The sequence below is a fragment of the Photobacterium ganghwense genome (assembly GCF_017329545.1).
Lineage (GTDB): Bacteria > Pseudomonadota > Gammaproteobacteria > Enterobacterales > Vibrionaceae > Photobacterium > Photobacterium ganghwense.
On record NZ_CP071325.1, the window covers coordinates 699,233 to 710,799 of the forward strand.

Genomic DNA, 11,567 nt, shown 5'->3' on the forward strand with positions numbered 1-11,567 from the left:
TAACGGGACGGCTTACATTAGTTTCAGGGCCGCTTCGGCCAGGCGTTTGCCACAGGCCTGAGCCAACTCGCATTCTTCTCGGCTCAGCTGACGGCTTTCCCCGGTGTTGAAGTGGGATGGTCCGTAAGGAGTTCCGCCTGACTGGGTGGTATGCAGCGCCGGCTCTGAATACGGGATCCCGACGATCAGCATGCCGTGATGCAGCAGGGGCAGCATCATCGACTGAAGCGTCGTTTCCTGCCCACCGTGCATTGATGATGACGAGGTAAACACACAGGCAGGCTTGCCGATCAGTGTCCCACCAAGCCATTCCCGGCTGGTCGTGTCCCAGAAATGCTTCAGGGGGGCGGCCATGTTACCAAACCGCACCGGACTGCCCATCGCAAGGCCGATACACTGTTGCAGATCGGCCTGACTGACCAGCGGATCACTATCGGAATCCTGCGCACTGTTACCCTGACTGTCGATGTCAGCCACGGTGCGAAGCATGGCTTCACAGCCGTCAACCTGTTCTATCCCACGGGCAATCTGGCGTGCCAGTTGGCGGGTATTGCCGTGACGGCTGTAGTAAAGAACCAGAAGGCTTTTCATACTGGCGCTTACAGGATGTCGAGCACTTGCTCTGGCGGACGGCCCATTGCCGCTTTGTCACCATTGACCACGATTGGACGTTCAATCAGTTTCGGGTTGGCGGCCATGGCTTCAAACAGTTGCTGCTGGGTCACGTTGTCGCCGTCCAGGTTCAGCTCTTTGTACAGGCTTTCCTTGGTACGCATCATCTCACGTGCCGATCCATAGCCCAGTTGGCTAAGTAGCGTCTGAAGTTGCTCAATCGACGGCGTTTCATCCAGATATTTCACGATAGTCGGAGCGATACCTTTTTCTTCCAGCAGGGCCAGAGTTTCACGGCTCTTAGAGCAACGTGGGTTGTGATAGATAGTGACTGACATAGTTATTCTTCCTTTTTGAGGCTTATCCGCTCCCGCGTTCAGGCCGGGAGCCGAGCAGATTTTGAGGCGTATTGTATACCGAATCAGGGGGAAGCGGCAGGGGAGCAGGGCTTGAGGCCAGCGCAATGCCAGGCGGATCACATCTCCTGCCGGGTGGCAGGAGATGAGGGGAATTACTCAGAGTTCCGCGGCACGCTGGCGGGCCAGACGGAGCTGGTCTATCCGGGCGTCATAGCGGGCCTGATCCAATGAGTCCACATCAACAATTTGACTGGCCTGAATATAAAGCTGAATTGCCTCTTCCCAGGAGCCGCGCAGGGCCAGCACTTCCGCTCGGGCAGCCAGTTCGGCATCACGACGTCCCAGCGTGGCTTGTGCCTGAGACAACATATGCCAGCCGTTGGAGTCGTCCGGGTTGTCATAGGTGTAGCGGGTCAGAATCGGCACACTGTCGTTCATTCTGCCGGCTTCCTGAAGGGCATGAGCCAGGTTAAGGCGTAATACCTTGTTATCTGGGTTAGCTTTCAGGGCTGTTTCCAGGCGTCTGATGGCTTTGTCGTACTGCTTTTGCTTCAGATCCAGATCGGTAGCCGAATCGATGAAAAACCGGTTTCCCGGATCACTGGCCAATAACGGATCCAGCAAAGCGTGGGCCTGAGGGTAATTATCGTTGTCGATGTACACTAGCGCCTTGCCGTAATTGAGAGCAGTACGTACCACCGCATCGGCACTTTTCATTTCACGGTCAAACCAGCCAAGGGCAGCTTTGCTGTCCAGCCCGGCGTAACGGGCGACAATACGGGCGCGCGCCAGATGGTAGCGCTCAGATTCGCTCATCTGACGGCTGGGATACTGATTGGCTCGGCTGCGGCTGTCAGTGATCCGCGATTCCGGCAGGGGGTGGGTCAGCAGCATGGGTGGCGGTTTGCTGGCATAGCGGTATTGATCTGCCAAGCGACCAAAGAAACGCGGCATAGCCTGCGCCTCAAAACCGGATTTGGCCAGCGTCGCGATACCAATGCGGTCAGCTTCCTGTTCATTGCTACGGGTATAGTTGATTTGCCCCTGCGCCGAGGCGGCTGTTGTGGCATGAATGGCAGCCATTCCGGCTTCCGGTGAGGCGATGGCCAGCATCATGGAGCCAATCAGGGCTGCCAGGGTCGCCGGTGATTTCTTGGCCTGATCTTCCATGCTGCGCGCCAGATGGCGCTGAGTCACGTGGGCTATTTCGTGCGCCATAACAGACGCCAGCTCACTTTCGCTACGGGCATACAAGAACAAACCGGAATGGATGGCGACATGACCGCCAAAGAATGCGAAAGCATTAATGGCGCGGTTTTGGATCATAAAAAAGCTGAACGGGGTACGGACGTCACTGGCATTGGCGACCAGGCGATGGCCAAGATCCTGAATATACTCAGAGAGCAGCGGATCGGTAATCACCGGCATTTTGGCTCGGATCATACGCATGTAGGCGTCGCCGTACTGGAGCTCTTTTTCAATGCTCAGGGTGGCGGCGGCTGCCGTCCCGATTTCGGGAAGGTCATTAAATTCGTTGGCCGGGCTTGGCAGGCTGGTACCCAGCAACGCACCGATCAGGAGACAGGCTGGCGCCTTGGCGAATCGAAACATAGTAATAATTCGTACTGCCTTCTTTAACGTAGAGTTGCACTCGCGGTGATCGCGAGGTTCATAAAACCTGAATAAGGACTGTATTACAAGGTAATATGACCGTTAAACCTGTCACAGGTTTCTTTTTTGTCGCCTACTTGTCATTTACAATAACCCGATGGAAGATAATTGTCAGTATACCGGAATGGAAAGAGCCTTGCTGAATCTGACGGCAGAAAGGTGCCCGATGGCATTATTATTGGCCAAACGTGCTGTACAAAACCTGCACAGCGGCGAGTCAATGGAAATTCATGTGACTGACACGGGGGCAAGGCAAGATATACCCCGCTACCTATCTAATCATGGTTTTACTATCGAGGTCCGGGTGGATAATCACCAGGTACTGGAAATCATTGTGACCAAAGGGTTGTAATCAAATTTATGCTGGATATGTTGAATCGCTGGTATCAGCGACGATTTTCTGACCCCCATGCCGTTAGTCTGGTAGCTATTCTTCTGGGCGGGTTTCTTACCATTTATTTCTTTGGCAATCTGATTGCACCGCTGTTGGTCGCTATTGTTCTGGCATACCTGCTGGAGTGGCCGGTCATGAAACTGGTGCGTCTGGGGTTGCCTCGCACACTGGCCGTGATGGCTGTGCTGTTGGTGTTTGCCAGTTTGATGGTGATGGCCGTATTCGGCCTGGTACCGACCATCTGGCATCAGGTCAGTAACCTGATTGCTGACGTGCCAAACATGTTCAACGGCTTACAGAGCTTTGTCTCCAGTCTGCCGGAACGTTACCCGGATTTTGTCCAGCCGCATCAGGTCTCAACCTTCATGGTCACCCTGCGTGAAAAAGTGCTGGGGATGGGGGAAAGCGTGGTGAAAGGCTCGCTGGCCTCTTTGATCAGCCTGGCCACACTGGCCGTCTACCTGATTCTGGTTCCATTGCTGGTGTTTTTCCTGCTGAAAGACAAAGAGGAAATGATCAGCACCTTCAAGCGGGTATTGCCACAGAATCGTCGCCTGGCGAGTAAAGTCGGCGAAGAGATGAACGAGCAAATCTCCAATTATATCCGCGGTAAGGTCACCGAAATTTTTATCGTCGGTATTGTCAGCTATGTCACCTTTGCGGTGATGGATCTGCGTTATGCCGTCCTGCTCGGGGTGCTGGTGGGCTTCTCGGTACTGATCCCGTACATTGGCGCGGCAGTCGTGACGCTGCCGGTGGCGATGGTGGGTTTATTCCAGTGGGGGATTGGCCCTGATTTCTGGTGGCTGCTGGTGGCATACGGCATTATTCAGGCGCTTGACGGTAACGTACTGGTGCCGATTCTGTTCTCTGAAGCGGTGAACCTTCACCCGGTGGCGATTATTGTTGCGGTACTGGTGTTTGGCGGCTTGTGGGGATTCTGGGGCGTCTTCTTTGCCATCCCTCTGGCGACACTGGTCAAGGCGGTATGGAATGCGCTGCCGCCGACTCAGGAGCTTGTACCTGCCGAATCGGTGGAAGAGTAAGCATCAAAACCGACGTTCAATCAAAAAGGCCGCTAAACGCGGCCTTTTTGTTTTTTTAGAGGTGTTGGCTTAGGCCAGTGACACGGGCGAAAGGTACTTTGCTCCGGCAAGCCCGGAGAACCGCTTTACTTAACGGTTTTCGTTGAGGAATTTCAGCACCACCTCGTGGTGGTCTTTGGTTTTGAACTTGTTGAAGACATGCTCAATCACACCGTCTTCATTGATCAGGAAGCTGATGCGGTGCAGGCCGTCATACACTTTGCCCATGAATTTCTTTTCACCCCAGACACCAAACTGCTCAGCCACGGCATGGTCTTCGTCAGACAGCAGCGTGAAGTTCAGGTTGTCGCGCTCAATAAATTTAGGCAGGCGTTTAACCGGATCGATACTCACCCCCAATACTTCCACATTCAGCGCATCCAGCTCGGCTTTACTGTCACGCAGGCCGCACGCCTGAACAGTACAGCCCGGCGTCATGGCTTTCGGGTAGAAGTAAACCAGCACTTTTTTGCCTTTAAAGTCAGCAAGGCTGACTGGCTCATCGTTCTGGTTTTGAAGGGTGAAGGCTGGCGCTGGCGTACCGGCGGTCAAAGTCTTCATAGTGTTTTCCTTATTGATTATGGCCGATGAATGTCACGCTGCCGGTAACAACCAGGTCGTGGCAGAGTGCTTCAAATTCTTCTTGCAGAGTCATCAGGTTACAGCCGTCGGGCAAATTGGTGCCGATCTGGAGCTGGAACCGGTTAGGCACCCCAGGCTCTGTACTGTCGTGGGTATGCGCGCTGAGCGAAGCGATATCAATCTGCCGGGAGGCAAAGAACCGGGTAAATTGCTCAATCAGTCCCGGACTGTCGTCAGCTTCGATATGAAAATCAGCTGTATAGGGGAAATAACGGTATTCATGTTTGCTGGTACGTTTCATCACCGTCAGCAGGTCATGTTCATGCGCTTTCAGCGGCAGCGTGGACTCAACCCGGGAGATGGCATTGGCATTGCCGGACAACAGCATCAGTAGGCTGAATTCGCGCCCGAAAATAGCCAGGCGACTGTCAACAATGTTACAGCCACACTGGGTGATGAGTCGTGTTATTTCATCTGAAATACCGGGGCGGTCCGTCCCAATTGCGGTCACAACGAGATAATGTTCCATATTTATTACATCACTTTATGAATACCTCTAGCATGGTAGCACACACACTGACTCAGCCAAGTGGCAGCTGCTGCAAAATCAGTCTTTCGACAGGCAGTTAGCCTTCCTGCATTTACATAACTCTGTCTTGAGTTTACTGTTACTGAAAAGTAGTATGGATTTTCCGGGCTGCCTTATTATTCGGTTCATCGGCATAAATTCCAGGCCGGGAGCCGTCTTTATCTTCATCGACCAATTGTGACTTGCTTTCTTTTCTGCTGGCGGCACCCAGCGGAGCTCTTCGGATCTGCGCTCTGCTCTGATGAAAGAATTTGTTGCAATTTCTTGTTCAGGTATAACCTGAAAAATGTTCAGTTATACGCATTATCAATGCGTGACATCCCACTGAGTGCTTTTCAGGAATTACACGACAATGTTGATGATTACCAGACTCTGGGCCCCGAAGATAAGGATACCGGGTCAACAATAATTATGGGGAGATGGACATGTTTTCAGGAAGCATGGTAGCACTTATTACACCATTGGATGACAATGGTGAAGTCGATTACGCCAGTCTGGCGTCTTTGGTTGAATATCATATTGCTGCCGGTACCGATGCCATTGTGGCTGTCGGCACAACGGGCGAGTCTGCGACACTGACGGTGGACGAGCATGTGAAAGTGGTACTCAAAACCGTTGAATACGTGAACGGGCGTGTGCCTGTGATCGCCGGTACGGGCGCGAATGCCACCCACGAAGCCATCACCTTTAGCAAACTGTTTAGTGGCACTGGGGTGGCGGGTTGTCTGACGGTAACGCCATATTACAACAAGCCAACGCAGGAAGGGTTGTACCAGCACTTTAAAGCCATTGCGGAAGCGACCGAACTGCCGCAGATTCTGTATAACGTACCGGGACGTACCGGTGTGGACATGCTGCCGGAGACCGTGGCGCGCCTGGCGAAGATTGATAATATTGTCGGCATCAAAGATGCGACCGGCGATCTGAGCCGAGTGAAGAAAACTCGGGAACTTTGTGGTGACTCTTTCATCCAACTGAGTGGTGATGATGCCACCGGGTTGGATTTTGTGCTTGAAGGTGGCCATGGCGTGATTTCGGTTACAGCGAACGTTGCCGCTGCCGATATGGCACAGATGTTTAAGCTGGCATTGTCCGGTCAGGCTGATGCCGCGCATGAAATCAATCAGCGTTTAATGCCTTTACATAAGCATTTGTTTGTTGAATCCAACCCAATCCCGGTAAAATGGGCAGCTCATAAGCTTGGTTTGATTCAGCATGGTACGCTTCGTCTGCCGCTGACCGAGCTGAGTGAATCTGCCCAACCAGTAGTTACGGAAGCCCTCAAGGATGCGAACGTACTGCTGTAAATAGCGAGAGCGTAGGAGCGCAGAAGCGGAATGAATTACAAATACAAGCTGGTGGCGGCTGCAATTGCAGTGGTAACACTGGCGGGCTGTTCTGACGGGGCGGATCGCCGCCGTCAGGCCAATCAGGATTTCAATTACCTTGAAACCGCCCCGTTGGGGACATGGACGCAACCGGCAGGGGCGATTCCTGCTCAGGTTAGTGATTACAATATCCCGGCTCGGAGTTTCCAGGGCGGGCTGGGGCCTTCGGTCGATATTCGTCCGCCGCAGCAAGTGCTGGCGCTGATCCCGGGTGCCCGGGCGGTGAAAGGCGAAGATGGCGTGAGCCTGTTGCTGGCCAAAGAAGAAGAGTTGAACAAGGTCTGGGCGTTAACTCAGAAGTTGATTGTTGAACGAAATATCACTTTGCGCAGCAATACCGCGAACGCGATGGAAACCGACTGGGTGACCTGGAATAATGACGATGAAGATCGTCAGATTGGCAGCCGTTACCGTATTGAGCGTTCCGCAGAGCCGGGTCGTTATACCTACCAGATTTCTCTGATTGACTGGCGGGAAGACGGGGTTGAAATGCCGGTCTCGGTTGACAACAAAGAGCGCTACAGCACCATCATGACCAACGTGGTGACCGCGCGTTATGATCAGCTAGAGCGTGATAAAGCCCGTGAACGTGCCCAGCAGCTGGTGAAGCAAATCCCTATTTCTATGGGACAGGATCGCAGTGGCCTGCCGGTGATCATCGCCCGTGCCCCTTACAATGTGTTCTGGGAACGTCTGCCGTTGGTGCTGAACGAGATTGGCTTTACAGTTGAAAGCCGTAACCGCTCGCAGGGTCTGGTTGAGGTGAAATACCGTTCTCCGGATGATGAGTTCTGGACTGAGCTGGGCACCAAGCCAATCATGCTGGACAGCCGTTCGTACAATGTTCAGCTGGGCGATCTGGGTAACCGGACGTCAATCAACATTACCAATGATAAAGGTAAGCCGGTGAATGAAGAGGCGTTGAACAGTCTGGCGCCGGTGCTGGCAGCTGCGATTGAGCGCGCGCAATAATAGGCGTACCTGTACCTGTACCTGTACCTGAGTAGTGCAATTCGCAATCCTGCGTAGTGCAATCGTAATAACGCTGAATCAGCGACGAGTGCGATATGCATCCCTAAACGAAACGCTGCGGTTTTCCGCGGCGTTTTTTTTTGCTGATGGCTTTGTCTGGTGAAATCTTGTTTGTGAATGATTGTTTGTGAATGATTGTTTGTGAATGATTGTTTGTGAATGATTGTTTGTGAATGATTGTTTGTGAATGATTGTTTGTGAATTTTTGCCTGGTGATTTCCGGCACCCGAAGAGTGCCGGTGTCAGACTCAAATCGGATGAGCTGTGTCACGAGGCAGCAACGTTGTGGCAAAGTGCAAAGTGCTTAGGGCTGAGCAAGCTAGGCAGTTGATGAAAATCAAGCATAAAAAAACGGTGAGCCAGGCTCACCGTTTTTATGAAAAAGAAGCGGCGTTTTTATTTCACTTCTTCGCCACGCGCCTGTAGGTCGGCGTGGTATGAAGAGCGAACAAACGGACCACAGGCTGCATGGGTGAATCCCAGTTCCAGCGCGATTTCTTTTAGCTCATCGAACTCTTCAGGCGGCACGTAGCGCTCTACCGGCAGGTGGTGACGGCTTGGTGCAAGGTACTGGCCCAGCGTCAGCATGGTCACACCGTGCGCACGCAGATCCTTCAGCACTTCAATGATTTCTTCTTTGGTTTCGCCAAGGCCCATCATCAGACCGGACTTAGTTGGTACCTCAGGGTGCATCTCTTTGAATTTCTTCAGCAGATCCAGTGACCACTGGTAATTCGCACCCGGACGCGCTTTACGGTACAGACGAGGTGCAGTTTCCAGGTTGTGGTTGAACACATCCGGCGGGTTATCACGCAGGATGTCTAGCGCACGATCCATACGGCCACGGAAATCAGGGACCAGAGTCTCAATGCGGATTTCCGGGCTTTTCACGCGAATTTCACGGATACAATCGGCAAAGTGCTGAGCACCACCGTCACGCAGGTCATCACGGTCAACTGAAGTGACAACCACATAGCGCAGCTTCATGTCAGCAATCGTTTGTGCCAGGTGGACCGGCTCTTCTGCGTTAGGCGGAAGCGGACGACCATGAGCAACGTCACAGAACGGACAACGACGGGTACAGATTGCCCCCAGGATCATAAAGGTGGCAGTGCCGTGGTTAAAACATTCTGCCAGGTTTGGACAAGATGCTTCCTCACACACAGAGTGCAGGTTGTTCTTGCGCATTGCCGACTTAATGTCCTGGATACGCTGACTGTCAGCCGGAAGTTTGATTTTCATCCATTCCGGTTTACGCAGCACTTGCTTTGGTGCTTCTTCAGCCACAGTACGAACTGGGATCAGCGCCATTTTGTCGGCATCACGGTATTTGACACCTTGTTCAATTTTGATTGGTTTACTCATGAATTGCTTTCCATTTTCCACTCAACGCTCTGATAATCGAGCAGGTTGATCAGCTCTTCTACCAGTACAGGCTGAACTTCCGCTAGTTCAGAAGGCCCATTCAATGACACAGTTTGAGTCATTTCCATTCCTGCATAACCGCATGGGTTAATACGCAGAAACGGAGCCAGATCCATATTGATATTGAGTGCCAGACCGTGAAAAGAGCAGCCGCGTCTGATCCGCAGGCCAAGTGAGCATATCTTCTGGTGGTTGACATACACACCCGGTGCATCGGGACGGGCGTTAGATTCAATCCCGTAACGGGACAGGGTGTTGATGACAGTGTTTTCGATGTGGGTGACCAGCTCACGCACGCCCAGTTTGCGACGACGTAAATCGATCAGGATATAGGCGACCAGCTGGCCCGGACCATGATAGGTAACCTGACCACCGCGATCACTTTGCACAACCGGAATGTCACCGGTGTTGAGCAGGTGTTCGGTTTTGCCCGCCTGACCCTGTGTGAACACGGGATTGTGTTCAACCAGCCAGACTTCGTCGGTCGTGTCCGGAGTGCGTTCGTCAGTAAACTGATGCATCTCCTTCCAGATCGGTTCATAGTCCTGGCGGCCAAGGTTCCGAATAATTATCTTATTGTCCAATGTCACACCCATATATTGTCGTTTGGTAACGCCTGATACACGGACACCCCGGTAGGGGGTACGAGATTGAGGGTATTATAAAACTTGGCGACTGACTTTACAGCCGCCAATTTTGTAGGGGTATGCTGAACGCTTACAGAACGACGCGTACAATCTCAATTTCACTCAGTTCTTTGTACAGAGTTTCTACCTGTTCAATCGAGGTCGCTGTAATAGATACCGAAACGGCGCTGTAGGTGCCTTTACCACTTGGCTTCACGACAGGGCTGTAGTCACCTGGGGCGTGGCGCTGGATCACTTCAACAACCAGATCAGGCAGCTCAGGTTTGCTATAACCCATAACCTTGTACGTGAACTTACAAGGGAACTCCAAGAGATCTTTCAGTTTTGGCTGTTCTTGCTGCTGCATGCGGTACTCCGAGGTATTGCATTTATTGCGATTTAAGCCGTGCATATTAAAGGCTCAGACTAATTTTAACAAGTTCTGTGGGAATGCGAAAAGAGTCACAAAAAAGGGGCTGCAGAATCTGCAGCCCCTTTCTGTTGTATATCTGACTGTTACCCTAACCAGCTTTTAAACAGCAGCATGATGTAATCAATCAGACGGCTGAACATTCCGCCTTCGTTAACATCATTCAGTGCCAGCAGCGGGTACTCAGCAATGTCTTCTTCGCCAATACGGTAGTACAACTTACCCACGACGTCACCTTTTTGGATCGGCGCACGCAGCTCTTTTTCCAGCACAAAGCTGGCTGCCAGATCTTTGGTCTGACCGCGTGGCAGAGTCACAAAGGTATCTTCGCTGACGCCCAGTGAGACTTCATCGGTGTCGCCCATCCAGACTTTTTCGGTCACGAAGGTTTCGTTGGCTTTGTGTGGTGATACTGTTTCATAGAAACGGAAACCGTAGTTCAGCAGCTTCTTGCTTTCCGCTTTACGGGCGTTAGGGCTCTGAGTCCCCATCATTACCGCGATCAGGCGCATCTTGCCTTCCGTCGCTGTACTGACCAGGCTGTAACCGGCATTGTTGGTGTGACCGGTTTTCAGGCCGTCAACATTCAGGCTCTTATCCCACAGCAGGCTGTTACGGTTGTACTGAGTAATGCCGTTGTAAGTGAACGACTTCTCTTTATACAGCGCAAACTCTTCTGGGACATCGCGGATCAGGCCCTGAGCCAGCAGTGCCATGTCATACGGGGTGGTGTACAGGTTCGGGTTATCCAGACCGTGTACGTTGGCAAAGTGGGTGGAGTTCATGCCCAGGGTTTTTGCCCAGGCGTTCATCAGATCGACGAATGAATCTTCTGAACCGGCTACGTGTTCAGCCATGGCCACACACGCATCGTTACCGGACTGGATAACAATCCCGCGGTTCAGGTCAGAAACTTTAACCTCGCTGCCCACCTCAATGAACATTTTTGAGGAACCCGGGAAGTTTTTGGCCCAGGCGTTTTTGCTGATCACGACAGTATCATCCATAGATATGTTGCCGCGTTTGATTTCCTGGCCGATGACGTAGCTGGTCATCATTTTGGTCAGGCTGGCAGGCGGGATTTGTTCGTATTCGTTGTGACCAGCCAGAATTTTACCGGAATGGTAGTCTACAAGGACGTAACCCTTGGCAGCAATCTGTGGTGCTTCAGGGACAACCGCTGGTGCAGCAACCGCAGTTGCTGAAGCCAGCAGGGTGGCCGAGATTGCTACAGAGCGGAAAAGTGCAGCAGATTTCTTCATGATGGTTGTAACTTAATTTGTCGATTGCAAAAAATTGTACACACTATAGCAGATTGACAATAGCAGACCAGTGTTGGCGGTTGATATGACCGGTCATCCTGGTGACGATTGA

General features: G+C 52.2%; 13 protein-coding genes. 4 read left to right on the forward strand and 9 right to left on the reverse strand.

All coding sequences use genetic code 11. The features are described from left to right. Window positions 1–12: 12 nt before the first annotated feature. The 3 genes from wrbA to bepA all read right to left on the reverse strand — a co-directional run bounded on the left by wrbA (window position 13) and on the right by bepA (window position 2,582). On the reverse strand, window positions 13–591 hold the full coding sequence (gene wrbA, locus FH974_RS03430; protein WP_047886799.1) for an NAD(P)H:quinone oxidoreductase: 579 nt from the start codon (window positions 589–591) through the stop codon (window positions 13–15). An 8-nt stretch (window positions 592–599) separates the two neighbouring features. Then, window positions 600–950: an arsenate reductase (glutaredoxin) gene (gene arsC / locus FH974_RS03435; RefSeq protein WP_047886798.1), complete on the reverse strand. Its 351-nt coding sequence runs from the start codon at window positions 948–950 to the stop codon at window positions 600–602. Window positions 951–1,127: 177 nt separating this feature from the next. Further along, the gene (gene bepA, locus FH974_RS03440; RefSeq protein WP_047886797.1) at window positions 1,128–2,582 is read right to left on the reverse strand and encodes a beta-barrel assembly-enhancing protease; all 1,455 of its coding nucleotides are present in this window, start codon (window positions 2,580–2,582) and stop codon (window positions 1,128–1,130) included. Window positions 2,583–2,766: 184 nt separating this feature from the next. Here bepA and FH974_RS03445 point away from each other — a divergent pair, with 184 nt between their 5' ends. Next, window positions 2,767–2,994: a sulfurtransferase TusA family protein gene (locus tag FH974_RS03445; RefSeq protein WP_047886796.1), complete on the forward strand. Its 228-nt coding sequence runs from the start codon at window positions 2,767–2,769 to the stop codon at window positions 2,992–2,994. 8 nt (window positions 2,995–3,002) lie between these two features. Continuing rightward, window positions 3,003–4,082 carry an AI-2E family transporter gene (locus FH974_RS03450; RefSeq protein WP_047886795.1) on the forward strand — a complete coding sequence of 360 codons (1,080 nt, stop codon included), beginning with the start codon at window positions 3,003–3,005 and terminating at the stop codon, window positions 4,080–4,082. Between the two features lie 129 nt (window positions 4,083–4,211). Here the strand turns inward: FH974_RS03450 and bcp are convergent, their stop codons facing one another. Beyond that, window positions 4,212–4,682, reverse strand: a complete 471-nt coding sequence (gene bcp / locus FH974_RS03455; RefSeq protein WP_207103490.1) for a thioredoxin-dependent thiol peroxidase — start codon at window positions 4,680–4,682, stop codon at window positions 4,212–4,214. A gap of 10 nt (window positions 4,683–4,692) precedes the next feature. Next, on the reverse strand, window positions 4,693–5,232 hold the full coding sequence (locus FH974_RS03460) for an ACT domain-containing protein (RefSeq protein ID WP_047886765.1): 540 nt from the start codon (window positions 5,230–5,232) through the stop codon (window positions 4,693–4,695). Between the two features lie 485 nt (window positions 5,233–5,717). Between FH974_RS03460 and dapA the strand changes: the two genes are divergently transcribed. Continuing rightward, window positions 5,718–6,599, forward strand: coding sequence for a 4-hydroxy-tetrahydrodipicolinate synthase (dapA, locus tag FH974_RS03465; RefSeq protein ID WP_047886820.1), 882 nt, complete (start codon window positions 5,718–5,720; stop codon window positions 6,597–6,599). 30 nt (window positions 6,600–6,629) lie between these two features. Next, on the forward strand, window positions 6,630–7,652 hold the full coding sequence (gene bamC, locus FH974_RS03470; RefSeq protein ID WP_047886764.1) for an outer membrane protein assembly factor BamC: 1,023 nt from the start codon (window positions 6,630–6,632) through the stop codon (window positions 7,650–7,652). Between the two features lie 456 nt (window positions 7,653–8,108). On the opposite strand, the gene lipA is transcribed toward bamC, so the two are convergent. The 4 genes from lipA to FH974_RS03490 form a co-directional block, all read right to left on the reverse strand. Next, window positions 8,109–9,077, reverse strand: coding sequence for a lipoyl synthase (gene lipA / locus FH974_RS03475; protein ID WP_047886763.1), 969 nt, complete (start codon window positions 9,075–9,077; stop codon window positions 8,109–8,111). Further along, window positions 9,074–9,721 carry a lipoyl(octanoyl) transferase LipB gene (gene lipB / locus FH974_RS03480; protein ID WP_207103491.1) on the reverse strand — a complete coding sequence of 216 codons (648 nt, stop codon included), beginning with the start codon at window positions 9,719–9,721 and terminating at the stop codon, window positions 9,074–9,076. The genes lipA and lipB overlap by 4 nt, the downstream gene beginning before the upstream one ends. A gap of 133 nt (window positions 9,722–9,854) precedes the next feature. Further along, window positions 9,855–10,130 carry a DUF493 family protein YbeD gene (gene ybeD, locus FH974_RS03485; RefSeq protein WP_047886761.1) on the reverse strand — a complete coding sequence of 92 codons (276 nt, stop codon included), beginning with the start codon at window positions 10,128–10,130 and terminating at the stop codon, window positions 9,855–9,857. A 149-nt stretch (window positions 10,131–10,279) separates the two neighbouring features. Next, on the reverse strand, window positions 10,280–11,455 hold the full coding sequence (locus tag FH974_RS03490; protein ID WP_047886760.1) for a serine hydrolase: 1,176 nt from the start codon (window positions 11,453–11,455) through the stop codon (window positions 10,280–10,282). Between the last annotated feature and the right edge of the window lie 112 nt (window positions 11,456–11,567).

Excerpts from the sequence above, each read along its gene's own strand:
- wrbA (WP_047886799.1), bottom strand. The coding sequence starts at position 591 with ATGAAAAGCCTTCTGGTTCTTTACTACAGCCGTCACGGCAATACCCGC.
- arsC (WP_047886798.1), bottom strand. The coding sequence starts at position 950 with ATGTCAGTCACTATCTATCACAACCCACGTTGCTCTAAGAGCCGTGAA.
- bepA (WP_047886797.1), bottom strand. The coding sequence starts at position 2,582 with ATGTTTCGATTCGCCAAGGCGCCAGCCTGTCTCCTGATCGGTGCGTTG.
- FH974_RS03445 (WP_047886796.1), top strand. The coding sequence starts at position 2,767 with ATGGAAAGAGCCTTGCTGAATCTGACGGCAGAAAGGTGCCCGATGGCA.
- FH974_RS03450 (WP_047886795.1), top strand. The coding sequence starts at position 3,003 with ATGCTGGATATGTTGAATCGCTGGTATCAGCGACGATTTTCTGACCCC.
- bcp (WP_207103490.1), bottom strand. The coding sequence starts at position 4,682 with ATGAAGACTTTGACCGCCGGTACGCCAGCGCCAGCCTTCACCCTTCAA.
- FH974_RS03460 (WP_047886765.1), bottom strand. The coding sequence starts at position 5,232 with ATGGAACATTATCTCGTTGTGACCGCAATTGGGACGGACCGCCCCGGT.
- dapA (WP_047886820.1), top strand. The coding sequence starts at position 5,718 with ATGTTTTCAGGAAGCATGGTAGCACTTATTACACCATTGGATGACAAT.
- bamC (WP_047886764.1), top strand. The coding sequence starts at position 6,630 with ATGAATTACAAATACAAGCTGGTGGCGGCTGCAATTGCAGTGGTAACA.
- lipA (WP_047886763.1), bottom strand. The coding sequence starts at position 9,077 with ATGAGTAAACCAATCAAAATTGAACAAGGTGTCAAATACCGTGATGCC.
- ybeD (WP_047886761.1), bottom strand. The coding sequence starts at position 10,130 with ATGCAGCAGCAAGAACAGCCAAAACTGAAAGATCTCTTGGAGTTCCCT.
- FH974_RS03490 (WP_047886760.1), bottom strand. The coding sequence starts at position 11,455 with ATGAAGAAATCTGCTGCACTTTTCCGCTCTGTAGCAATCTCGGCCACC.